The organism is Vibrio brasiliensis LMG 20546 (genome assembly GCF_000189255.1).
In the GTDB taxonomy this organism is placed as follows: Bacteria; Pseudomonadota; Gammaproteobacteria; order Enterobacterales; family Vibrionaceae; genus Vibrio; species Vibrio brasiliensis.
The window spans coordinates 67,887-90,841 of sequence record NZ_AEVS01000049.1; the positions used below are offsets into that span (position 1 = coordinate 67,887).

23 protein-coding genes are annotated in these 22,955 nt (G+C 45.3%); 9 read left to right on the forward strand and 14 right to left on the reverse strand.

Going from position 1 to position 22,955, the window contains the following annotated elements; translation table 11 throughout:
- The first annotated feature begins 24 nt into the window (after nt 1–24).
- The 3 genes from RH46_RS07995 (at nt 25) to ttcA (ending at nt 2,936) form a co-directional block, all read left to right on the forward strand.
- On the forward strand, nt 25–774 hold the full coding sequence (locus RH46_RS07995; RefSeq protein WP_004414051.1) for a fumarate/nitrate reduction transcriptional regulator Fnr: 750 nt from the start codon (nt 25–27) through the stop codon (nt 772–774).
- Between the two features lie 144 nt (nt 775–918).
- Entirely contained in the window at nt 919–1,866 is a 948-nt protein-coding gene (uspE, locus tag RH46_RS08000; RefSeq protein WP_006878904.1) for a universal stress protein UspE, read from the forward strand.
- 137 nt (nt 1,867–2,003) lie between these two features.
- Complete coding sequence (gene ttcA, locus RH46_RS08005; RefSeq protein ID WP_006878905.1) at nt 2,004–2,936, forward strand: tRNA 2-thiocytidine(32) synthetase TtcA; 933 nt, start codon at nt 2,004–2,006, stop codon at nt 2,934–2,936.
- Nucleotides 2,937–2,986: 50 nt separating this feature from the next.
- On the opposite strand, the gene RH46_RS08010 is transcribed toward ttcA, so the two are convergent.
- The 3 genes from RH46_RS08010 to RH46_RS08020 are packed head-to-tail and all read right to left on the reverse strand — an operon-like array spanning nt 2,987 to nt 5,303.
- Nucleotides 2,987–3,646 carry a DUF2987 domain-containing protein gene (locus RH46_RS08010; RefSeq protein ID WP_040895416.1) on the reverse strand — a complete coding sequence of 220 codons (660 nt, stop codon included), beginning with the start codon at nt 3,644–3,646 and terminating at the stop codon, nt 2,987–2,989.
- 12 nt (nt 3,647–3,658) lie between these two features.
- Nucleotides 3,659–4,507 (reverse strand): glucosaminidase domain-containing protein, encoded by an 849-nt coding sequence (locus RH46_RS08015; protein WP_006878907.1) that lies wholly within the window; start codon nt 4,505–4,507, stop codon nt 3,659–3,661.
- Nucleotides 4,500–5,303 carry a DUF2189 domain-containing protein gene (locus tag RH46_RS08020; RefSeq protein WP_006878908.1) on the reverse strand — a complete coding sequence of 268 codons (804 nt, stop codon included), beginning with the start codon at nt 5,301–5,303 and terminating at the stop codon, nt 4,500–4,502. The genes RH46_RS08015 and RH46_RS08020 overlap by 8 nt, the downstream gene beginning before the upstream one ends.
- A 380-nt stretch (nt 5,304–5,683) precedes the next feature.
- On the opposite strand from RH46_RS08020, the gene potA reads away from it, so the two are divergent.
- From potA to RH46_RS08050, 6 genes are all read left to right on the forward strand, one after another.
- On the forward strand, nt 5,684–6,817 hold the full coding sequence (gene potA / locus RH46_RS08025; RefSeq protein ID WP_006878909.1) for a spermidine/putrescine ABC transporter ATP-binding protein PotA: 1,134 nt from the start codon (nt 5,684–5,686) through the stop codon (nt 6,815–6,817).
- On the forward strand, nt 6,798–7,658 hold the full coding sequence (potB, locus tag RH46_RS08030) for a spermidine/putrescine ABC transporter permease PotB (RefSeq protein ID WP_006878910.1): 861 nt from the start codon (nt 6,798–6,800) through the stop codon (nt 7,656–7,658). Before potA ends, potB begins: the two co-directional genes overlap by 20 nt.
- On the forward strand, nt 7,658–8,428 hold the full coding sequence (gene potC / locus RH46_RS08035; RefSeq protein ID WP_006878911.1) for a spermidine/putrescine ABC transporter permease PotC: 771 nt from the start codon (nt 7,658–7,660) through the stop codon (nt 8,426–8,428). The genes potB and potC overlap by 1 nt, the downstream gene beginning before the upstream one ends.
- Nucleotides 8,429–8,508: 80 nt before the next feature.
- A complete protein-coding gene (locus RH46_RS08040) occupies nt 8,509–9,543 on the forward strand; it encodes an extracellular solute-binding protein (RefSeq protein WP_006878912.1) in 1,035 nt (344 codons plus the stop codon).
- 173 nt (nt 9,544–9,716) lie between these two features.
- The gene (locus tag RH46_RS08045) at nt 9,717–10,754 is read left to right on the forward strand and encodes an extracellular solute-binding protein (protein ID WP_006878913.1); all 1,038 of its coding nucleotides are present in this window, start codon (nt 9,717–9,719) and stop codon (nt 10,752–10,754) included.
- A 98-nt stretch (nt 10,755–10,852) separates the two neighbouring features.
- Nucleotides 10,853–11,644 carry a GGDEF domain-containing protein gene (locus RH46_RS08050; protein WP_241210047.1) on the forward strand — a complete coding sequence of 264 codons (792 nt, stop codon included), beginning with the start codon at nt 10,853–10,855 and terminating at the stop codon, nt 11,642–11,644.
- Between the two features lie 21 nt (nt 11,645–11,665).
- On the opposite strand, the gene cobB is transcribed toward RH46_RS08050, so the two are convergent.
- The 11 genes from cobB to RH46_RS08105 all read right to left on the reverse strand — a co-directional run bounded on the left by cobB (nt 11,666) and on the right by RH46_RS08105 (nt 22,771).
- Nucleotides 11,666–12,403, reverse strand: coding sequence for a Sir2 family NAD+-dependent deacetylase (cobB, locus tag RH46_RS08055; RefSeq protein WP_006878915.1), 738 nt, complete (start codon nt 12,401–12,403; stop codon nt 11,666–11,668).
- 183 nt (nt 12,404–12,586) lie between these two features.
- On the reverse strand, nt 12,587–13,807 hold the full coding sequence (locus RH46_RS08060) for an ammonium transporter (RefSeq protein WP_006878916.1): 1,221 nt from the start codon (nt 13,805–13,807) through the stop codon (nt 12,587–12,589).
- 301 nt (nt 13,808–14,108) lie between these two features.
- Nucleotides 14,109–14,525, reverse strand: a complete 417-nt coding sequence (locus RH46_RS08065; RefSeq protein WP_006878917.1) for a hypothetical protein — start codon at nt 14,523–14,525, stop codon at nt 14,109–14,111.
- A complete protein-coding gene (locus RH46_RS08070) occupies nt 14,512–15,558 on the reverse strand; it encodes a formate dehydrogenase subunit gamma (RefSeq protein ID WP_006878918.1) in 1,047 nt (348 codons plus the stop codon). Before RH46_RS08070 ends, RH46_RS08065 begins: the two co-directional genes overlap by 14 nt.
- A 14-nt stretch (nt 15,559–15,572) precedes the next feature.
- Nucleotides 15,573–16,181, reverse strand: coding sequence for a formate dehydrogenase FDH3 subunit beta (fdh3B, locus tag RH46_RS08075; protein WP_006878919.1), 609 nt, complete (start codon nt 16,179–16,181; stop codon nt 15,573–15,575).
- A gap of 11 nt (nt 16,182–16,192) precedes the next feature.
- A complete protein-coding gene (locus RH46_RS08080; RefSeq protein ID WP_006878920.1) occupies nt 16,193–19,048 on the reverse strand; it encodes a formate dehydrogenase subunit alpha in 2,856 nt (951 codons plus the stop codon).
- A 10-nt stretch (nt 19,049–19,058) separates the two neighbouring features.
- Nucleotides 19,059–19,256 (reverse strand): twin-arginine translocation signal domain-containing protein, encoded by a 198-nt coding sequence (locus RH46_RS08085; RefSeq protein WP_006878921.1) that lies wholly within the window; start codon nt 19,254–19,256, stop codon nt 19,059–19,061.
- A 47-nt stretch (nt 19,257–19,303) separates the two neighbouring features.
- Nucleotides 19,304–19,939, reverse strand: coding sequence for a TorD/DmsD family molecular chaperone (locus RH46_RS08090; RefSeq protein ID WP_006878922.1), 636 nt, complete (start codon nt 19,937–19,939; stop codon nt 19,304–19,306).
- Nucleotides 19,940–19,952: 13 nt separating this feature from the next.
- A complete protein-coding gene (locus RH46_RS08095) occupies nt 19,953–21,617 on the reverse strand; it encodes a 4Fe-4S dicluster domain-containing protein (protein WP_006878923.1) in 1,665 nt (554 codons plus the stop codon).
- 178 nt (nt 21,618–21,795) lie between these two features.
- A complete protein-coding gene (locus RH46_RS08100) occupies nt 21,796–22,317 on the reverse strand; it encodes a DUF3306 domain-containing protein (protein WP_006878924.1) in 522 nt (173 codons plus the stop codon).
- Nucleotides 22,307–22,771, reverse strand: a complete 465-nt coding sequence (locus RH46_RS08105; protein ID WP_006878925.1) for a DUF3305 domain-containing protein — start codon at nt 22,769–22,771, stop codon at nt 22,307–22,309. The genes RH46_RS08100 and RH46_RS08105 overlap by 11 nt, the downstream gene beginning before the upstream one ends.
- Nucleotides 22,772–22,955: the final 184 nt, after the last annotated feature.

Sequence of the window (22,955 nt, forward strand, 5' to 3'; positions counted from 1 at the left end):
TATATCAAATAGTGAAAGGTTGTTATGATTTCTGAAAAGCCTGCAACAAAGCGCATTCAATCTGGCGGTTGTGCAATCCACTGCCAAGACTGTAGTATCAGCCAGCTTTGTATTCCGTTTACGCTAAATGAATCTGAGCTTGATCAGCTTGATCAAATCATCGAGCGTAAAAAGCCAATTCAAAAAGGACAGGAATTGTTCAAAGCAGGAGATGAACTAAAATCTCTTTACGCAATCCGTTCAGGCACAATCAAGAGCTACACAATCACCGAACAAGGTGACGAGCAAATCACTGCTTTCCACTTAGCTGGTGACTTAGTAGGTTTTGACGCAATAACCGGTGACCTTCACCCTAGCTTTGCTCAAGCTCTAGAAACTTCTATGGTATGTGAAATCCCATATGAGATTCTTGATGATCTTTCTGGAAAAATGCCTAAGCTTCGTCAGCAAATCATGCGTTTGATGAGTAATGAAATCAAAGGCGATCAAGAAATGATTCTGCTTCTTTCTAAGAAGAACGCTGAAGAGCGCCTAGCGGCATTCTTGTACAACCTTTCTACTCGCTTCTCACAACGTGGCTTTAGTCCTCGTGAATTCCGTCTAACGATGACTCGTGGTGATATTGGTAATTACCTAGGCCTTACTGTTGAGACAATTTCACGTCTTCTGGGTCGTTTCCAGAAGTCTGAGATCCTGAGCGTGAAAGGTAAATACATTACGATTCTTGACCATGACGCATTGATGGAACTGGCAGGCGTATCAACAGAATCATAATAAATTTCAATGATGTAGCTTATTCTCCACCCCGAAAATGAGCTACATCATACTTCTCTCAAAATCCTCCAATTATTTCTAAAACTCTCCGTCGAACTAAGCTACATTAATCATATACCCCCTCCTCGTCTCTAAGGAGTCTATATGAGTATCTACAACAAGATTTTAGTTGTCGCTGACATTAACAAAGATGAGCAACCAGCCTTAGCTCGCGCGATGCAATTAGCAGAGAAAAGTCGATCTCCGAGCCGGGTAACCTTCTTCCTTTCTATCTATGACTTTTCATACGATATGACATCCATGTTGTCTGTTGATGAGCGTGACGCGATGCGTCGTGGTGTAATCCAACAGCGTGAACAGTGGATGCGTAAGATCGCTAAAGATTACGTTAGTGATTCTATTGAGTTTGATGTTCGTGTCGTTTGGCACAACCGACCTTACGAAGCGATTATTGCCGAAGTGTTTGCTGGCGAGCATGACATTGTCATCAAGGGTACCCGTAAACATGACGTTCTGGAGTCTGTGATCTTTACTCCGACTGACTGGCACCTGTTACGTAAGTGTCCATGCCCTGTCCTATTGGTTAAAAATGCAGACTGGCCAGCAGATGCAAGCATTCTCGCTTCCGTTCACGTTGGCTCAGAGAACGACACTCACCTTGGACTCAACGATTCCATGGTCGATCAGCTAAATAGCCTGACTGAACGTTTAGGTGCGAAGCCGTACCTGGTCAACGCTTACCCGGTTACTCCGGCAAACATTACGATTGAATTGCCAGAGTTTGATCCTGCGACCTATACCGATGCCGTTCGCGGTCATCACCTCACCGCAATGAAGGCTCTGCGTCAGAAACATGGTTATGATGAAGAGCAGACGGTCGTCGAACAAGGCCTGCCAGAAGACATTATTCCAGAAGCGGCTGAACGACTAAACGCTGCGATGGTGATTATCGGCACCACAGGTAGAACAGGTCTGTCAGCGGTATTTATCGGTAACACAGCGGAGCATGTCATCGACAAGATCAACTGCGATGTTATGGCACTGAAACCGCAGGGCTATATTAGTCCGCTAGACCCTAAAACGGCTATCTAAACGCCCTTTACTCTCTGAGTCCCCTCCCTTGAGGGGACTTTTTTTTGTTCTGCTCTCAATAGATCTAGCATCTGGATGATTTATCCGTATCATACGCACTTCATTTTGTTTTGAAGATTGATGAAGACTGCAAGCTAATGACTGAGCAAACTCAAGAGCGTACTAAAGCTCAACAATATAACTTTAACAAGCTACAAAAGCGTATTCGCCGTAACACAGGCCAAGCGATCCAAGACTTCAATATGATTGAAGATGGTGACCGTATTATGGTGTGTCTGTCAGGCGGTAAAGATAGCTTCACTATGCTTGATATTCTGATGAGCTTGCAAAAGAGCGCGCCGATTTCATTCTCGCTTGTTGCCGTTAACCTCGATCAGAAACAACCGGGTTTCCCTGGTCACATCCTTCCTGAATACCTTGAATCACTAGGCGTTGAGTACAAGATTGTTGAAGAAGACACTTACTCAATCGTTCAGGACAAGATTCCAGAAGGCAAAACGACTTGTTCGCTATGTTCTCGTTTACGCCGTGGCATTCTTTACCGCACGGCTAACGAGCTAGGTGCGACTAAAATTGCCCTGGGCCACCACCGTGACGACATTCTTGAGACACTGTTCCTCAACATGTTCCATGGCGGTAAAATGAAAGCAATGCCACCTAAGCTGGTTTCAGATAATGGCGAGCACGTTGTTATTCGTCCATTAGCGTACTGCCGCGAAAAAGATATCATTAAGTATTCTGAAATGCGTGAGTACCCGATCATCCCTTGTAACCTGTGTGGCTCACAACCGAACCTACAGCGTCAGAACATCAAACAGATGCTTAATGACTGGGATAAGCGCTTCCCTGGCCGTATCGAAACTATGTTCCGTGCGATGCAGAATGTAGTGCCTAGTCATCTTGCAGACTTTGAACTGTTCGATTTTAAATCAATCGACAAAGACTCAGGCGTCATCAACGGTGGCGATATTGGCTTTGATAAAGAAGAGATGCCAGCGCAAACTGTTGCTGACCCAGATCAGGTTCAGGAGTTTGACCCTAGCCTTAAGTTAGATGTAACTAACATCTAATTATCTGAAAGAATTAAAAAAGGGTCGCGATGCGACCCTTTTTGTTAAGTTTATTTTGCTCTTGGCAAGTAAGGCAGCACTCGGGCCGTTTCCTGCGGCAAGGTCATATAACCGCCCTCACCGATCTCATCAACTGATACCTGCGCTTTACCATCGACAATCGGCTTAGTCTTGCCGTTGGAGAAGGTAATTTCAGAGTTAAGCTTGTTAGGGAACTCAAGCGTTACCCCTTCGACGTCTGGCGTAAACCAGCTGGCAAACATCCCACCTAGCTGCTCAAGAATCGCCTGCATCTGAGGTAGTAATACTTTTACCTGATCGTAAGTGACATTGTCACGCATTGGCTCTTTGGTCATGACTACCATAGAAAAATCACAACGCATGTCCATTGGCGTATGAACGAAGACCAATGGGTTGGCTGAGCGAAGGTTGTTGTCTAACGGGACAATCACCTCATTATAAGGCGAAACCTTTAACTCCTCGTAGTGCTCTTCTTTTTCCATCCACGCTTTCTCGATATTACACAACTGTTTTGTGTCTGCGTTCAGGAAGAAGAAGCCGACTTTAACGTCATCATGACCTTCTTTGGCGTTTTGCTTCATGTGCGAATACAGCTTTGAATAGGTAAACATGTATTCTTGGGCTTGAGCAGGTAAAGCAACCGCACCCGACAGTGCAGCAGCTAAAATCATTAACGATACTTTCTTCATTGAATTATATACTTATTGATTAGCGAGCGGGGTTTCCCAGAAGGACTGATTGTGCCTGATCATGCTCTGTAAATCGTTGACGTATGCCTCACCTCGTTCAGAGTATTTGAGCAAACCATTGGTTAACGCCATCGCAGCATCGGTATCGGTCAGGCTTTGACCGGCTAAATGACGCTGGTAGCGAATTTCGCGTAGCTCGTGATAAGCGTTATTGCGATTTACATTCATAAAGTAGCCATGGATAGACTGTTGAACGGAGCTAAACTTAGCCACTTCATGAGTCATACCCTCTCCTCGTTGCAATGGAACAAGTCCACAACCGACCTGATAACACCATTGACCAAAATAGTTGTTGGCTTCTTTAGCGAAGCGGGAGGTTCCCCACGCCGATTCATTAGCCCCCTGAACAAGAACTAACGCTACAGGAATAACGTCGACGCGGTGAAGCATCTTATCCAACCATGCCTGAGTGATTCCCTCGGCTGGTAATTCAATATTGTAAAGCTTACCAAGGCGTTTGGCGTATGACTTATCAGCCTCTGAAAGTGACTGAGATGAGAAGCTCTGTTCAATGCTGTCGAGACGCTGACGCTCTTTTTTCACTCTCTCATTCTCTAGCTCGACACCAGGTCTGAGATAATCAAAAAACGCCTGCTTCTTTTGTTTTACATCGCTGATAGCGGCGAAATCAGGTGCGCTACCTACCGCATAGCCTTGAGGCTCTGGTTGCGTCTGCGTGGCAAGCGCTGAAGATGTTTTTCTTCTTTCACGCTCTTCAGCAACATTTTGTTCGTAACCATACAGACTACAGCCAGCAATTACGCTGGCTGCTGCGATGGCAATAAACTCGCTCTTACGCATTGAACACTTGTGGATCGTCGTCATTATCGTCTTCATCTTTTGGTCGGTCAGAGGCAATGATTTTTAGTTTGATACCAAACATATTGCGGTACACGATGCCTTTTACATGGAAGAAAAACGGCAACACAAAAATCAAACCGAGACCGTAGAACATCATGCCGATAACAAACATAATCGACACAACGAAATAGATACCAGCCAGAGCCAGAATCTTCTTATTTACCGCACGTAGTGAAAGCAGTAGCGACTGCATTGGCGGAACCTGTTTTTCACAGATTAGAAGAATCGAGTTACTGAATGCCAGTGACAGGTATAAAGAAAGGAACGGGAATATCATTCCCGCAATACCTTGTAGCAATAAGCTAAACAGTGTCGCCAGAATAACTGGAACTGTGTACTGCAGTCCCTTACCAATGTGGCGAGGTTTAGTCGTCAAGCCTGCTGCATGACTCATCGCCATAAGACTGATACCTGCATAAATAGGTGCGCTAATCACTTCATAACTGAAGTTGGCGACCATGATGGCGTTGAAGATGCTCGGATCAAATGCGTCTGGATTGGTGAAAGCATCAAGGATAATACCAGGGTTACCCAGTTGAAGTTTTAACGCCACGTAGAAGATAGCTAACTGTATCGCTATCAAAATAATGATCGAAGGAGAAAATGAAAGGAAGTTCTTAACGGTATGCTGCCACGCTTCTTTAAACACATCCCCTGCTTTAAGGTCGTAGTCACCTGACAAAGCACGCTCTACGCTACCGCCCAAATTGAAGTCTTTTTCAATATCGTTATTCATTCTTGGATCCAGTGGTTGGTTGTACACAAACCGAACCAACTTGTTGATAAAAAATTAAGGCTATTATACTGCAACACTAAGCTGTCTAAAATCGAATCTCATTGATGAGCTTGCTTTCTCACTTATTTGGATGATAATTAACCACTAATGTGCCATCTAATTGCATTTATCTTACTCTAAGGTAAAGAAAAATAACGCTCTTCTGCAGCCTTTAACCCATGTACAGAGAGTATGGTAAGGAATGTTTACTTTTACCTGCAAAATTTTTTCTGTTTCAGGATAAGAAAATGCTTTGAATTCACACTTTTGGTGATTATGATGCGCGCCTCTAATTTGTGTAACTACGGGTCATTAAGTTAAACGACTTTGAAATGACCAATGTGGGAGAAAAACAGACGTTGAACGCTAAACAAAATGCAGGACAACCAGTAGTACGTCTTACTGGCATCAGCAAAAGTTTCGATGGTAAGGAAATCATCGCAAATCTGAACCTTGATGTGAATCATGGTGAGTTTTTAACAATTTTGGGCCCTTCGGGTTGTGGTAAAACCACAGTACTAAGAATGATTGCTGGTTTTGAGACCGCAGACAATGGTCAAATCCTTCTTGATAACCAAAATGTAACTCAAGTTCCTGCAGAACAAAGGCATGTAAACACTGTTTTCCAGAGTTACGCACTATTCCCTCATATGACGGTATTTGAAAACGTTGCTTTCGGTCTGCGCATGCAGAAAGTAAACGCAGCTGACATCGAACCAAGAGTGATGGAAGCGTTACGCATGGTTCGCCTCGAGAAGATGGCGCAGCGTAAGCCTCATCAGCTTTCAGGTGGTCAGCAGCAACGTATTGCAATTGCTCGCGCAGTTGTGAATAAGCCAAAGGTACTGCTACTGGATGAGTCACTTTCTGCACTTGACTACAAACTACGTAAGCAGATGCAAATCGAGCTCAAACAGCTTCAACGTCAATTAGGCATTACGTTTATTTTCGTAACTCACGATCAGGAAGAAGCGTTATCGATGTCTGATCGCATCATTGTTATGCGTGATGGTGTTATCGAGCAAGACGGGTCGCCTCGTGAAATCTACGAAGAGCCTAAGAACCTGTTCGTTGCACGCTTTATCGGTGAGATTAACGTGTTCAATGCAACCATGATTGAACGTATCGATGAGAAACGTATTCGCGCTGAAATTGAAGGCGTAGAATCTGTTGTTTACTACGAAAAAGAAGCAGTTGCAGGCGATAAACTGCAAGTGCTACTTCGCCCTGAAGACTTACGTATCGAAGAGATCAAAGAGTCTGAACACAAAGGCATTGTTGGTCACGTTACTGAGCGCACATACAAGGGTATGACGCTAGACTCAGTAATTGAACTTGAATCTGGCATGCGTGTGATGGTTAGCGAGTTCTTTAATGAAGATGATCCAGATGTTGATCACTCATTAGGTCAGAAAGTCGCTATCACTTGGGTTGAAAGCTGGGAGGTAGTACTCAATGAAAGCCAAGAAGATTAGTCTTCAGAACGCAATCATTGCCCTAATCGTTGGGTGGCTAACGCTATTTGTTCTAGTGCCAAACCTGATGATTATCGGTACGAGTTTTCTGACTCGTGACGAAGCAAACCTTATCGAAATGACCTTTACGTTCGATAACTACTTGCGATTGATGGATCCATTGTATGCCAAAGTGCTGTGGCACTCGTTCTACATGGCGATCATTGCGACTCTGCTTTGTTTGGTGATTGGTTACCCGTTTGCTTACATCGTTGCGAAAATGCCGGAGAAATGGCGTCCATTTATGCTGTTTTTGGTGATTGTTCCTTTCTGGACAAACTCACTGATTCGTACTTACGGCCTTAAGATTGTTCTTGGCACTCAAGGCATTCTCAACAAGTCGTTAATGGCAATGGAAATCATTGATAAGCCAATGCGTCTTATGTACACAGAGACAGCGGTAATGATCGGTTTGGTCTACATCCTGCTGCCATTTATGATTCTGCCGCTCTACTCTGCTATCGAGAAACTCGATAACACTTACATTGAAGCAGCGAAAGATCTAGGTGCGAATAAGATTCAGACTATTACTAAGGTTATTCTGCCACTGACTATGCCAGGCATTATCGGCGGTTGTTTGCTAGTGCTACTACCAGCATTGGGTATGTTCTACATCTCTGACCTTCTAGGCGGCGCGAAGAACCTACTGATTGGTAACGTGATTAAGAGCCAAGTGCTGAATGCGCGTGACTGGCCATTTGGTGCAGCGACCAGTATCGCCCTGACCATTGCAATGGCAATCATGCTCTACGCCTACTACAGAGCGGGCAAGTTATTGAATAAGAAAGTGGAGCTAGACTGATGGGACGTACTGTTCGATTTAGCTTTATGACATTGGTATATGCGTTTTTGTATTTGCCAATCGTGGTGTTGATCGTTAACTCATTCAACGCCAACAAGTTCGGAATGAAATGGGGTGGCTTTACTACCAAGTGGTACGAGACACTGGTTAACAATGACAGCCTGATGCAAGCAGCATGGCACTCATTAAATGTTGCAGTGTTTTCTGCAACCGCAGCGACCATTATTGGTAGCTTAACCGCCGTTGCCCTATTTCGTTACTCGTTTAAAGGCAAAGGCGCCGTTAATGGGATGCTATTTGTCGTAATGATGTCTCCAGACATCGTGATGGCAATCTCGCTATTAGCGCTGTTTCTGGTGCTTGGCGCTCAACTTGGGTTCTTTACCCTTTTGATTGCTCACATTACTTTCTGCCTACCGTTTGTGGTGGTGACCGTCTACAGCCGACTGAATGGCTTTGACGTTAAAATGCTTGAAGCAGCGAAAGATCTGGGAGCCAGCGAATGGACGATTCTAAAACAGATCATTTTACCTCTGGCTAAACCAGCGGTTGCTGCAGGTTGGCTACTGAGCTTTACCCTTTCACTGGACGACGTGATTATCAGCTCGTTTGTGACAGGACCAACATATGAAATTTTGCCGTTGAAGATCTATTCAATGGTTAAAGTCGGCATTTCACCTGAAGTGAATGCCTTAGCAACAGTAATGCTGATTGTTTCTCTGATTCTCGTCGTAGCTTCACAGCTACTGGCAAGAGAAAAAGTGAAATAACTCAGGCATTTAAAATAACGAAACAGAATGGAATAACCCATTCTGTTTTTCTCTCTACGTTTGGTTTGGAGCTAACGTCAATGAAAAAATGGGCTACTCTATTAGCTGGTAGTGCATGTGCGCTTTCTCTGTTCTCTGGTTCAGTGGCAGCGGACGAAAATAAAGAACTGGTTTTTATGAACTGGGGTCCTTACATCAACAGTAATATCCTGGAACAATTTACCAAGGAAACGGGTATCAAGGTTATCTACTCGACTTACGAGTCGAACGAGACTTTATACGCGAAGCTAAAAACTCATAACCAAGGCTATGACTTAGTTGTACCTTCAACCTACTTCGTTGCTAAGATGCGCGATGAAGGCATGCTACAAAAGATTGATAAATCGAAACTCACTAACTTCGACAATCTGGATAAGAACTACTTAGACAAGCCTTACGATCCAAACAACGACTACTCTATTCCTCACGTTGTTGCGATTACTGGCCTTGCAGTTAACGCTGACATGTACGATCCGAATGACTTCCAAAGCTGGGCTGACCTATGGAACCCAGAGCTTGAAGGTCAACTGATGCTAATGGATGACACTCGTGAAGTGTTCCACATCGCTCTGCGTAAACTAGGTTACTCTGGTAACTCAACCGATCCTAAGCAGATCGATGAAGCGTACGCAGAACTGCAGAAGCTAATGCCAAACGTATTGGTATTTAACTCTGACAACCCAGGTGCACCATACATGTCTGGTGAGGTTGGTGTTGGTATGCTTTGGAACGGCAGCGCAGCAGCGGCTCAGAACGAAGGTATGAACCTTAAACTGGTATTCCCTAAAGAAGGCGGTATCGGCTGGGTAGATAACTTTGCAATTTCATCTGGTGCTAAGAACGTAGATGCCGCTCATAAGATGATCGACTTCCTGCTACGTCCAGAGATCGCTGAGCAGATTTCACGTGACACTGGTTACCTGACAGCTGTAGCAGAGTCTAACGCTAAGTTTAAAGACGTTGCTCCACTGTTCCCTTCTCAGGAAGATCTGGACCGCGTTGAGTGGCAAGATTCAGTTGGTGATATGACAGTTAAGTACGAGGATTACTTCCTTAAGCTGAAAGCTGGTCAATAACAGCGCGAAAATCATTAAAATAGGCAGCCTTGGCTGCCTATTTTCGTTATTGGCTGATATAATTTCGTTTTGTACCTCTTGTTTTCGCAACAAGAACATTAACTCACTGCTTAATCAGAGTATCTGACTTGGACTGGTCTTATGCTGACTAAGCAAAGAAAAACGGAAAAATAATGAAAAGTAAATTCTGTGCAAGCGCACTGTGCGCAGCGACTCTAATCGCTTCTCCTGCAATGGCTGCTGATCAAGAACTCTACTTCTACAACTGGTCTGAATACATTCCAAATGAAGTTCTTGAAGACTTTACAAAAGAAACCGGAATCAAAGTTATTTACTCAACTTACGAGTCTAACGAAAGCATGTACGCCAAGCTTAAGACTCAGGGTTCTGGTTACGATCTAGTAGTACCGTCTACTTACTTCGTATCTAAGATGCGTAAAGAAGGTATGCTTCAGGAAATTGATAAGACTAAGCTTACTCATTTCGCAGATCTAGACACTAACTTCCTAAACAAACCGTTCGATCCAAACAACAATTACTCTATCCCTTACATCTGGGGCGCAACGGGCATTGGTATCAACTCTGATATGCTGGACAAGTCATCTGTAACTAAATGGGATGATTTCTGGGATAGCAAGTGGGAAGGTCAACTGATGCTTATGGATGACTCACGTGAAGTGTTCCATATTGCATTAACTAAGCTAGGTTACTCACCAAACTCAACCAACCCAGAAGAGATTGAAGCGGCGTACCAAGAGCTGAAAAAGCTGATGCCAAACGTATTGGTATTTAACTCTGACTTCCCTGCAAACCCATACCTGGCTGGTGAAGTTTCACTTGGCATGCTTTGGAACGGTAGTGCATACATGGCACGCCAGGAAGGCGCTTCAATCGATATCATCTGGCCAGAAAAAGGCGCTATCTTCTGGATGGACAGCCTGGCTATTCCAGCTGAAGCAAAGAACGTTGATGCAGCTCATAAGATGATCGACTTCCTACTTCGCCCTGAGAATGCCGCTAAGATTGCACTTGAGATTGGTTACCCTACTCCTGTAGCGACAGCGCATGACCTGCTACCAAAAGAATTTGCTAACGATCCAAGCATCTTCCCTCCACAAGAAGTGATGGATAGCGGTACATGGCAAGATGAAGTTGGCGAAGCAAGCGTGCTTTACGACGAATACTTCCAGAAACTAAAAGTGGATAACTAATCCAAAAATTAGTTTTCAGTTATATACTTAAAAAGCGGCTCCGGCCGCTTTATTTGTATTTGCAGCCCATGGACGCCGATCTAGCAAAGGAGCAGCTAGTGAGTATAAATACCAAATATTATCTAGTGTTACTCTCTTCCGCCTTTATTGGGGTCGCGACCTTTATTACTACTTACTTCGGCCAGACATTGAATATCGAGTCACGTAATGACTTACTGTTTGAGTCGAACACTCTGTTCATCCTACTGTTTATCTACTTTATCCTGGCTCGAAAATTGGTGACCAACAGATTGGTCAAAATCGGTTTCCTGCTGCTCATTCTTAATCAGGCTTACGACGTCATCACAGAGATAGACGTGCTTGATAGATGGGCTGATAACAATGATTTTCTCCATACTCTGATTGAAGATGGCAGCCTACAAATTGCCTATCTGTTGATAGCATTTGGTATCACTCGTTTAATAAACGATATGCACAATCGAGCGACCATCGACGAGCTGACAGGTTTATATAACCGTAAAAAACTACGGGAAATAGAATTAGATACTTTTGATTTGATCTATTTCGACCTTGACGGTCTTAAACTGGTTAATGACAGTAAAGGCCATTCTGCGGGCGATTTGTTGATCATACGCTTTGCACGAGGATTGAAATCTTCCCTACCCAGTCAGGGAAGCGCGTACCGGATCGGTGGCGATGAGTTTGTTGCTGTTGTACCTGATGGTGACAGTGATGAGCTGATCAAAAATCTCGATAAACAGCTTGAGGAGCGCTCTATCAGTTACAGCTATGGCATAGAGCCACAAACCCGACGGGAAAAGTTCAAAGAAGCGTTGATCAAGACCGATCAAGCGATGTACCAAATGAAAAACTCCCAGCGTAATGGCTGAGAGTCTAAAGCAAAGAATACCTTAAGCGTGTTTTACATCCGGTTGCTGCAGAGCAAGGATCTCTTCTACTAATTTGGGCACTTCAATACTCGCCTTTCCGTAACGCTTCTCTTCAAATTCACTCTCTACAGCGCTTGGCTCGAGATTAATTTCGATGGTATGCGCGCCGTGCATCTTAGCGTCATGAACAAAGCCGGCAGCAGGATAAACCACACCTGACGTACCAATAGAAATAAACAGATCCGAAGCTTCGAGTGAGGCATAAATGTCGCCCATCTTGAGTGGCATTTCACCAAACCACACAACATGAGGACGCATTTGCGCCGGAATTTGGCAGCAATGGCAAAGGTCACCCGTTTTAATCTCGCCCTTCTCTTCAATAACCTGGTTTGATTCACTGCAACGCGCTTTCAGAAGCTCTCCATGCATATGGATCACATTGCTACTGCCACCGCGCTCATGAAGGTTGTCGATGTTCTGGGTAATGACGGTTACAGAGCCTTCTAGCTGCTCTTCTAGTTTGCCTAATGCAATATGAGCAGGGTTTGGCTTAATTGACGGGTTTTGTAGCCCCAGGCGACGTTTATTGTAAAAGTCCTGCACTAAATCAGGATCGCGTTCAAAGCCTTCCGGCGTCGCGACATCTTCAATACGATGATTTTCCCACAGTCCATCCTGGGTGCGGAACGTTTCAATACCAGACTCAGCCGAGATACCTGCGCCTGTTAATATAACGACATTACGATACGGGAGCTTCATACCACATCCTCTTTAGTGTTCATGAAGTTAGCTTAGCATTGTCTGTATCTGCGTATAAGACATCAGGGTTAGACCATGGTCGAAGTTGAACCAGTTTTACCCAGATTTTGTGAGGTTAAACCAAAAGGCAGCCCTTCTGGCTGCCTTCACGTTTGCATAAAGCGATGAACAGAACGGATAGAATTAATCTTCGTTAGTCGACGAAATTTTGTGAATCGCCAAATCCGCTCCGTTAAACTCATCTTCCTCTGAGAGGCGTAATCCTGACAAACGGTCAATTGCGCCATAGACAATCACCGCACCGATAACCGCGATAGCGATACCCGCTAAGGTTCCAAGAACTTGTACCGTTAAGCTTACGCCGCCTAAACCGCCCATAGCGGACTGACCGAAGATACCTGCAGCAATACCGCCCCAAGCTCCACATACGCCATGTAAAGGCCATACCCCTAATACATCATCGATTTTTGTTTTGTTCTGTAGATAAGTAAACAAGTAGACAAACAGCGCACCCGCGATAGAGCCAGTAATTAGCGCACCAATCGGATGCATCAAGTCTGAGCCAGCACAAATCGCAACAAGACCTGCTAACGGGCCGTTATGAATAAAGCCCGGATCATTTTTACCGGCAATTAGCGCAGCAACGATACCGCCGACCATCGCCATCAGTGAATTCATCGCCACTAAGCCACTAATGCCATTCAGTGTTTGCGCCGACATCACGTTAAAGCCGAACCAGCCAACACAAAGAATCCACGCACCTAACGCCAGAAAAGGAATGTTTGAAGGAGCAAAGTTGGTGTGTTTACCAGCGCGGACACGGCCTTTACGCATGCCGAGGAAGATAACCGCTACCAGAGCAATCCAACCACCGACACCGTGAACGACTACTGAACCGGCAAAGTCGTGGAAGCCATAGCCAAACTGAGCTTCAAACCACTCTTGTAAGCCATAGTTACCGTTCCAGATCATGCCTTCAAACACCGGGTAGACCAGACCTACAGTAAAAAATGTTGCAATAAGGATTGGGTAGAAACGGGCACGCTCCGCAATACCGCCAGATACGATCGCCGGAATCGCCGCAGCGAATGTCAGTAGGAAGAAGAACTTCACTAATTCATAGCCGTTACCTTGCGACAAGGTTTGCGCATCAGCGAAAAAGTTAGCGCCATAGGCAACCCAATAGCCGATAAAGAAATAAGCGATAGCGGAAATGCCGAAGTCGGCAAGGATTTTGACCAGTGCGTTGACTTGGTTTTTGTGTCGTACCGTCCCTACTTCAAGAAAAGCAAAGCCTGCGTGCATTAAAAACACCATGATTGCACCCAGTAATAAGAACAGTGTATCCGAACTTTGGGTCAGGGTTTGTACCGCTCCATGTACCTGACTGGCATCTACGCTCATTGTCGTTTGTCTCCTTTAATTGCCCAACGTCTGTGCGCTGTGCATTTTGTTTCACCAAGTTGGTGATTTGATAGTGAGACATATCAAGGGCAAGCTTCATGCCAAGCAAAAACGATTAATATCAATTATTTTAATTGATTGATTTTATGAATAAAAAATAACGACCAGCGCTGTTGACGAGTCAGAGTCAAACAAATCAGTGAATAAAAATGCACTCTTTTGGTGAGGACGCACTGTTTTAAGGCGCGCATAATTTGTGCAGAGGTATGAAAAAGCCCTGTTAAACAGGGCTTTGAATTAATTATAGGTTTGGACCTTTGACCATACTAAATGGCTGGTTGGCTTTAAGCTTCTGCATCCCTTGATACATACGCACAAACCATAGCAAAATCGCCACCGAGCCAAATAACATACCCACGTATGGAATGTAGTAAGCGATCTCATCAATCACATGGCTGTTGTACCAGTAATCATTGACACCAATCAGCACTCCATTTGAGGTAGCGACAGTGATGATCAGAACAACAAAGAAGGTCAGATTAAGGAAGAAGGTACGAATTAACCCGTAGTAATGGGAATCAACAATCGCGCCATCTTCTCCTTTATCAAGACGATACCCTGCGTAAACAATCGCGATAACACCTGAGATCAAGCAAGTGAAAGGCGTGAAGATACTAAGGATATACGCAATCCAGATACCATTATTAGGCTTGTTCATCTGCTCGGACTCCTTTTACTTCTTCAGTGCTCGCTGTTGTTTGCTGTTGCTCTTTCTCCATCATCTCCTGATACCAGAGATCGTGGTGCTCTTTCGCCCAGGTCTCATCGACTTCGCCAGTCACCATACCTTCCAGTGCCCCTTCCATACCAAACAAACCAATGTAGATATGGAAAACGAAACCACAGATTAGGATCAGTGCCGCTAGCATATGAACTAGGTTCGACAGTTCCATATCTCTGCGTGTCTGGCCAAAGATTGGGAAATCAAGTACTAATCCACTTAAAGCAACAACACTACCCACTACGATCAGTAGCCAGAATAGCGCTTTTTCACCAGCGTTAGAGAACTCAGCAGACGGGTGAGAACCTTTGTGCTTACCAACCATGCCGCCCAGTTTCATAAACCATGCGATATCAACCTTCTTAAAGGTAGATTTACGCCACCACTTAACCAGTACGCAAAGTAACAACACATAGAAAATAGGACCTATGTAGTTGTGGTACTGCTTAGCCAGCATAATGATGAATCCCCAAAGGTCAGTCGGGATATACGGTTTAAGGAAATGCTTACCATAAACCAGCATCAAGCCACTAAAGGCCAGTGTCAGGAAGGTAAAAGCCATACTCCAGTGCAGTGCTCGGTCGAGGCGGGACCAACGTTTGATCTTTTTGCCTGTACGAGGTGCACTTAACATTAGCGGCCCAATGACGATATACATCATGGTAACCAATGCAATACTACCGAAAATCGCTACAGCTCCCGCTGGAGACATCCATTTTTCTTTCAAAATGTACCAGGTTTGACCCGGGGTACTAATCAGCATTCCGTGCTCTGGGAACTGAGACGTCGTGTAGCCCTCTTCGCCTTGACGAACTTGACGCCAGTAATCGGCACCAGCCAATTGCGTCATTTCACGTTGTGCAACATCAGACTCTTTTTGCTCAGCATGCGCAGGCAACGACAAAGCAAAAAGCAATGCTGCCATCAGAGACAGCATCGCAAGAGATGCACGTTTAAACATTGAAAACATGAATCTCTCCGCTATTAGCTTTTCGTTGCGTCGTAAGACAGATCGTTACCGTCTGTCCAGCCTGCGCCCTTAGCACCACGCTCAACAACACGTTGACGGAAGATGTCAGATACTTTCTCTGCATCACCCGCTAATAATGCTTTAGTCGAACATAGAGAAGCACACATTGGCAGCTTGCCTTCTGCGATACGGTTTGCACCGTACTTCTGGCGCTCTTCCACTGAACCAGGTTCAGTTTCAGGACCGCCGGCACAGAAAGTACACTTATCCATCTTGCCACGCTCACCAAACGAAGCTTGTTTAGGGAACTGAGGCGCCCCAAACGGACAAGCGAACAGACAGTAACCACAACCGATACAAAGATCTTTATTGTGCAGTACGATGCCGTCTTCGGTGTGCTCAAAACAGTCTGCCGGACATACTGCTTTACAAGGCGCGTCTGTACAGTGCATACAAGCAACAGAAATCGAGTTTTCACCCGGTTCACCGTCATTCAGTGTAACCACGCGGCGGCGTTGAATACCCCACTCTAGTGCGTCGTCGTTTTCGTTCTTACATGCAGTGACACAGCCGTTACATTCGATACAGCGCTTAGTGTCACAAAGGAATTTCATTCTAGCCATCAGTTGACTCCTTACGCTTTGCGAATGTTACATAGGGTGACTTTGGTTTCCTGCATTTGCGTTACAGGATCATAGCCGTAGGTCGTTGCAATGTTTGCAGCTTCGCCAATTACGTATGGGTCACAACCTTCTGGGTACTTATCACGAAGATCTTCACCCTGGAACTTACCGCCGAAGTGGAACGGAATGAAGGCTAAGCCAGGTTTAACACGACGAGTTACCATAGCTTTAACGTGGATACGCCCCTTCTCGGCACCTTCTACCCACACCATATCGCCATCTTTGAAACCAAGGTCATTAGCGTCTTTCGGGTTCACTTCAACAAACATCTCTTGTTGTAGTTCAGCAAGCCAAGGGTTTGAACGTGTCTCTTCACCACCACCTTCGTACTCAACCAAGCGGCCAGAAGTCAGGATAATTGGGTATTCACCTGACACATCTTTGTCTTGAATTGACTTATACATTGTCGGTAGACGGTAGATAGATTCACTATCGTCCCAAGTTGGGTAGTCAGCTACCAGATCACGACGTGGCGTGTATAGTGGCTCACGGTGTAGCGGTACGCGGTCAGGGAATGTCCAAACCACTGCACGCGCTTTAGCGTTACCAAATGGCATACAACCATGCTTGATAGCCACGCGCTGGATGCCACCTGAAAGGTCAGTTTTCCAGTTTTTACCTTCTGCAGCAGCCTGTTCCTCTGCCGTCAGGTCGCCCCACCAACCCAGTGCTTTAATTAGCTTATCGTTAAACTCAGGGTAGCCGTCTTCCAGCTCACAACCTTTCGAGTAGCTATCTTCAGCAAGTAGGTTTTTACCTTCAAACTCAACACCAAAACGAGCACGGAAGTTACCACCGCCCTGCGCTACTGGCTTAGACGTATCGTAAAGAATATGCGTGCCAGGGTGCTTCATTTCTGGTGTACCCCAACATGGCCAAGGCAGACCATAAGTTTCACCATGTGCCGGACCGCCTTCTGCTTCTAGTGAAGTTTTGTGGAAGGTATGCCAGTTTTGTTGGTGATCTTTCAAACGCTCAGGGCTTTGACCTGTGTAACCAATTGTCCACATGCCGCGGTTGAATTCACGAGTGATGTCTTCGATAAGTGGCTGGTTGTTTTCCACTTTAACGTTCTTGAATAGCTGATCAGCAAAACCAAGTTTCTTAGTAAGTAAGTACATGATTTCGTGGTCAGGCTTAGATTCAAATAGAGGCTCTACGACTTTGTCACGCCATTGAATAGATCGGTTTGAAGCAGTCACACTACCGTAAGTCTCAAACTGAGTGGTTGCTGGCAGCAGGTAAACGCCGTCAGTACGGTCATTCATAACAGCAGCAACCGTTGGGTATGGATCAACGATGACCATCATATCCAGCTTCTGCATCGCTTTACGCATTTCAACACCACGAGTCTGCGAGTTAACCGCGTGACCCCAGTAGAACATTGCGCGAATGTTGTCGCTCTGTTCGATGTTGTCTTTGTTTTCAAGTACACCATCGATCCAACGAGAAACCGGGATACCCATGTTGTTCATTGGTTTCTTACCGCGGTACTCATTTTGGTCGAAACGTTTTTGAACCCACTCATGGTCAAGATCCCAAACCTTAGACCAGTGTTTCCAAGCACCATCAGACAGACCGTAGTAACCAGGAAGTGTATGAGATAGTACGCCAAGGTCAGTTGCGCCCTGTACGTTATCGTGACCACGGAAGATGTTCGCACCGCCGCCAGACTTACCCATGTTACCTAGTGCCAGTTCAAGTACACAGTATGCACGAGTGTTGTTGTTACCTGTGGTGTGCTGAGTACCACCCATACACCAAACAACACAGCCCGGACGGTTTTCAGAAAGAAGTTTCGCCGTGTTGTAAACGTCAGCTTCAGAAACGCCAGTCACGCGCTCTACTTCAGCCGGAGTCCACTTAGCAACTTCTTGACGAATCTCATCCATACCAAATACACGCTGACGGATGAACTCTTTGTCTTCCCACTGGTTAGCAAATACATGCCACAAAATACCCCAGATGAAAGCAACGTCCGAACCTGGACGTAGAGAGACATAGTGATCAGACTTAGCAGCTGTACGCGTACGACGTGGATCAGCAACAACGATCTTACAGTTGTTTTTCTCTTTAGCGATTAAGATATGCTGCATCGCAACCGGGTGCGCTTCAGCAGGGTTAGAACCGATGAATAGCATCGATTTACAGTTGTGCATGTCGTTGAACGAGTTCGTCATCGCACCATAGCCCCAGGTGTTTGCTACGCCGGCAACTGTGGTTGAGTGACAGATACGTGCCTGGTGGTCAACGTTGTTGGTACCCCATAGCGATGCCATCTTACGGAACATGTACGCTTGTTCATTGTTGTGCTTCGCACTACCAAGCCAGTAGATTGAGTCTGGACCTGACTCTTTACGGATATCAAGTACCTTGTTACCAATCTCTTCGATTGCCTGATCCCAGCTCAGTTTTACCCATTTGCCGTTTTCAAGTTTCATCGGATATTTCAGACGACGCTCACCGTGGCCGTGTTCGCGCAGCGCTGCACCTTTCGCACAGTGTCCACCAGCATTAAACGGGTGGTCAAACGCTGGCTCTTGGCCAGTCCATACACCATTTTGTACTTCAGCGTAGATACCACAGCCTACTGAACAGTGTGAACAGATTGTTCGTTTGATCTCTGTTTTCGCTGAAGGATCAACTGACTTAGCTTCAGCTTTTTTGATCATTCCCGGAGCAAACAGACTCGCCCCTACTACTGCACCACCCGCAGCAAGGGAACTGTTCTTCATAAATGCACGACGTGAAACGCCAAGTTGATGTTGCTCTTTGCTCACACTATCGGAGCGTTTAACTAATTTCATTGGTCAGCTCCTATAGCGTGTCGTAGTAATCACGAATATGCTGAGTTTCGTGATAGCCATTTTTCTTCACGTCTTGCTTTGGCAAAACAGACTCTGAAGCACTAGCCACTCTGGTGGTTCCAGCGACTACGGCTCCAGCAACTGCTGCCGTGGTTAAGCCTTTGAGAAGATCCCTACGGCTTTGATTTAACTTATCGTTATCTTTCATTATTGCTTCCTTACCCTTATTAGTAGGTATTGCTATCGATGTGACGCTTATTGCTGAGTTTGCTCGTACTCAGTCACGTTCTTAACATCAATTTTTAATTTGCTTTTGCCACTTTGCAGATTCTCACTGAATCGAACTTGCTCTAGTGTCATAAAGGCGTCGGTTAACTCAGCTACCGCAAGGTAGAAATCCGCGTTTTTCGCCGCCTTAATTTGTTTAGTTAAAGAGCCAAACCAGGTCGCTAAATGTTTATTGAAAAACACTTGTTGTAGCTCTTCTTCTTCCTCGGTCAGCACTGACATCACTTCACATAAAGCTGCAAAGTGATCTTCAGGCTCTTTGACTTGATCTGCGCGCTCAAGACCAAGTAGCTCGAGGTCATGACGAATCGACGCCAATGGTTTTTCCATTAATGAGCCTGTCAGGTGCCATGAAGCAAAAGGCATCACCTCACCTCGGCCAATACCAATGAACAACTCTTGGTATTCGTCATTTAGTGCCTGTTGATCAGACGCAACTGCAGCTTGCTTTAAACCGTTCCAGGCTGACTGCATTGCGCTCTGGCTCTGTTCCGTTTCAAGTTCACTGAGAAACGTCACCATTTCCGTCGTTGGTGCGTGACGAAACAGTGCTGAAAGCACTAGGTAAATTTCGCCGCGCAGAGTTTGTTGTTGATTTTCCATTGCTCGTTCTACTCTAGTAATTCAGTTGTTTAGTCGGGTCTTCTGCCATTGATTCGAACATGTCGACAACACGGCAGTCTTCACACATCGCGATTCTGTTTAGTGCAGCGGGATCAGAAAAATGAGAGTGACCACGTAACTTATTCTGCAGCATATCGATCATCGACTGAGGAGCGAACGGTTTACTACAGCGAATACATTCCGCCGCTTTTTCCTGATGAATTACACTCGCTTGTTGACGACTCGCTTTGTCCCAGTTCATCCGTGTCGTCATAGTCAACACTTGCTCAGGACAGGCTTTAGTACACAGTCCGCATTGAATACAGTCTTGCTCGACAAATTTTAGTGATGGCGATTCACCATCGGTATGAAGAGCGCGAGTTGGACAAACCGCTACACAACTCATACACAAGGTACAATCGTTATCTTTGCAAGAGATGCTTCCGTATGGCGCGCTTGCTGGCAGCTCAACAATGTTGTCTACAGGGATTCTTGACCCCGCCAGTGCATCCAGTGAAGTAAACAGACGTTGACGTTTATTGCCTTCTAAATCGCCAAGAGCCAGGTCGAAAGACTCAGTGCATAGCGTTGGCGCACCTTCACGTAGAGACTCCAGGTAAAGAATATCAATCGTCTCTTTAGCAATGCCCAGTTGAGAAAGTAACTCTTGAGCGATCGCGACTTCGCTAGAAAGAACACGAAGAATCGTTGCTGGCATAAAACGACTCGCAGCAAACAGAACCTGAGTAGCACCGTTTACTAAGGCGGCAAACCATGAGTCAATGCCCACAGAAGGCAGTTCTTCGACAACAATTGGTACAACATTGTCTGGTAGCGCTTTTAGTGCCATCACATTGTATTGTTCATGACGCGAGCTACAGATAAGGACGATCGGCTCTACGCCACCCTGTGACTCGTAGTTTGCCAAGGTACGCTCGACAAATTTTTGTGTCTCTTGCGGATTAGGTAATGCGTAATGAATCGCTTCAGTCGGACAAGCGGTAGCGCAGGTACCCACCCCTTGACACAGGTAAGGGTTAATCTCGATACGATGACCCGTTTTGTCACTGCCTTCACTTGAAAGTGCGCCTGCAGGACATGCATCTACACAACGCTCACAACCTTTAACGCCACGAGAACTGTGTGCACATAAATCGGTATCTAATCGGAAGAATTTCGGTTTATCAAACGTCCCCATCAGGGTTGGGATCTCTTCCAGAGCTTCAGCCAGTTTTGGATAACCACGGCCGACTGGGTAGTAACCAGGTACAGGGACTTCTTCACTCATACAACTGTTAAGGCACAGGTCGAGAACGATATCGAAACAGTCATGATTGAGTGCAACTTTGGCCAGGTTGCTCTCCATACCCTTATTCTCGATAACAACAGAGAAGGTTCCTAAGAATCCGGATACCTGTACTGAGTTCGCGTAGTAGAGGTTAGCGTGCTCTCCCTGTTCTCCGTCGGTGGATAGCAGCGTAACGCTATTCATCTGAATCAGCTGAGCCGCAGCACTCTCAATAATTGAGGTCGGACCGACGATAAGAGTGTTACCGCCACTTTCGTAACTTACTGTTGGCGGAATTAGATTGGTTAGTTCAACCGTATTTTCAAATGCATAAAGACGAGCTTTACCATTCGTCGTTACCGCTGATTGTTGTAATAGTTGTTTTAGCATTGCTCAGTTCCAGTTAGAACGGAATATTCACCTGCGTTCGTAATAGCAAATGCTGTACCAACTTTTATTTACCTTAAAATCAGTAACTTATAATAGTCACCTGATTTTCATGGATATAAAAAAACAGAGTGAGACAAATTGTCCCACTCTGTTAATTGATGGTTTAGTCAAAATGTACCTATTGTTTGTGTGGTATATTTTGTCCCAACTGTTTTTCGTCAACAGGCAAATCATTTTCGTCCGTTGCGATAACTTGTTCGCTAGATTCAGGCTCACAATCCTCAACAACGACAGTTTCTAGCTGGTCTTGTTGTTCTTGATCTGGTTGATGTTCTTCTTCCGTTGAGTTCATCCAGTCACGGAGTTTACTTGCCACTTCAGAGGAGAGACTTTTGACTGCCTTATAATCATGGTCATAATCGTTAAGACCATCTATCTCACTGAATTGTCCTGACAAAAACAGTTTACGTAGTGCGGCTTTTTTTACCGATGATTCCGCCTCTGAAGCCAGTAAGCTTGCAACACTGGGTTCAGATTCACTCTGCTGTTGTGTGGCTTCAGCTTCTATAACGTCACTGCCAGCCTGATCAGAAGTTTGCTGTTGTTCTGCTTCAATTTCATCGCTTGTCGTTGCCTCAACCTCAGGTTCATCACCTTCAAGCTTGCGTTTTGACCAACGACTTAGAAAACTAGTTGCCACTTGCTCTACCCGCCCCTTTACGTTTCTTGCGCCTCTGTTCAAGTAGTTCTCCATTACGACCTATGTATGCTTCCATCCAGGCTTGAACAGCTAACGGCATGTCATTAGAGAGAACCAAATAGTCACCGTCCATATACTGGCCGGCTACGCTTTGTGAAGCGGTGAGTGTGACAATGTTAGGTTGCTCGTCGGATTCCATGGTATCAAGTACCAGAAACAGCTTAGGTTGTTGAGAACTAAGGTTAAAGCGGTAATCTGTGCGTTCGTCTCGATGCAATTGAAGTGCAACTACCCTGTCGTGTTGTGACTCAGGCTGCAGCTCAAAACCAGCCAGCTGCCATTGCGTCGTGGTCCATAGTCCAGTGCTGATTTCATGTGTGATCAGTTTGCATTCGATAGGCCATAACTGTTGTGTTTTTTCCAGTTTCTCTGACACTGTTTGCTGTTTTGGCATAGTTCACCAACTTGTAATCTGTTGTTTATTGGGTCGGATTGTCTTCATCTCCGCTAATCCCGGTTTACATAGCAATATTTGTACCTAATCATAAACAATCAGCCTAGTTACCGTTATGATGCAGAACGGAACATTACTTGCTAGTACCATTCCGCTAATACGGATAGATCGAATAGGATAACTC

Bases quoted from the DNA above. Each gene is read 5' to 3' on its own strand.
- RH46_RS07995 (WP_004414051.1), top strand. From the start codon at position 25: ATGATTTCTGAAAAGCCTGCAACAAAGCGCATTCAATCTGGCGGTTGT.
- uspE (WP_006878904.1), top strand. From the start codon at position 919: ATGAGTATCTACAACAAGATTTTAGTTGTCGCTGACATTAACAAAGAT.
- ttcA (WP_006878905.1), top strand. From the start codon at position 2,004: ATGACTGAGCAAACTCAAGAGCGTACTAAAGCTCAACAATATAACTTT.
- RH46_RS08010 (WP_040895416.1), bottom strand. From the start codon at position 3,646: ATGAAGAAAGTATCGTTAATGATTTTAGCTGCTGCACTGTCGGGTGCG.
- RH46_RS08015 (WP_006878907.1), bottom strand. From the start codon at position 4,507: ATGCGTAAGAGCGAGTTTATTGCCATCGCAGCAGCCAGCGTAATTGCT.
- RH46_RS08020 (WP_006878908.1), bottom strand. From the start codon at position 5,303: ATGAATAACGATATTGAAAAAGACTTCAATTTGGGCGGTAGCGTAGAG.
- potB (WP_006878910.1), top strand. From the start codon at position 6,798: ATGAAAGCCAAGAAGATTAGTCTTCAGAACGCAATCATTGCCCTAATC.
- potC (WP_006878911.1), top strand. From the start codon at position 7,658: ATGGGACGTACTGTTCGATTTAGCTTTATGACATTGGTATATGCGTTT.
- RH46_RS08040 (WP_006878912.1), top strand. From the start codon at position 8,509: ATGAAAAAATGGGCTACTCTATTAGCTGGTAGTGCATGTGCGCTTTCT.
- RH46_RS08045 (WP_006878913.1), top strand. From the start codon at position 9,717: ATGAAAAGTAAATTCTGTGCAAGCGCACTGTGCGCAGCGACTCTAATC.
- cobB (WP_006878915.1), bottom strand. From the start codon at position 12,403: ATGAAGCTCCCGTATCGTAATGTCGTTATATTAACAGGCGCAGGTATC.
- RH46_RS08060 (WP_006878916.1), bottom strand. From the start codon at position 13,807: ATGAGCGTAGATGCCAGTCAGGTACATGGAGCGGTACAAACCCTGACC.
- RH46_RS08065 (WP_006878917.1), bottom strand. From the start codon at position 14,525: ATGAACAAGCCTAATAATGGTATCTGGATTGCGTATATCCTTAGTATC.
- RH46_RS08070 (WP_006878918.1), bottom strand. From the start codon at position 15,558: ATGTTTTCAATGTTTAAACGTGCATCTCTTGCGATGCTGTCTCTGATG.
- fdh3B (WP_006878919.1), bottom strand. From the start codon at position 16,181: ATGGCTAGAATGAAATTCCTTTGTGACACTAAGCGCTGTATCGAATGT.
- RH46_RS08080 (WP_006878920.1), bottom strand. From the start codon at position 19,048: ATGAAATTAGTTAAACGCTCCGATAGTGTGAGCAAAGAGCAACATCAA.
- RH46_RS08085 (WP_006878921.1), bottom strand. From the start codon at position 19,256: ATGAAAGATAACGATAAGTTAAATCAAAGCCGTAGGGATCTTCTCAAA.
- RH46_RS08090 (WP_006878922.1), bottom strand. From the start codon at position 19,939: ATGGAAAATCAACAACAAACTCTGCGCGGCGAAATTTACCTAGTGCTT.
- RH46_RS08095 (WP_006878923.1), bottom strand. From the start codon at position 21,617: ATGCTAAAACAACTATTACAACAATCAGCGGTAACGACGAATGGTAAA.
- RH46_RS08105 (WP_006878925.1), bottom strand. From the start codon at position 22,771: ATGCCAAAACAGCAAACAGTGTCAGAGAAACTGGAAAAAACACAACAG.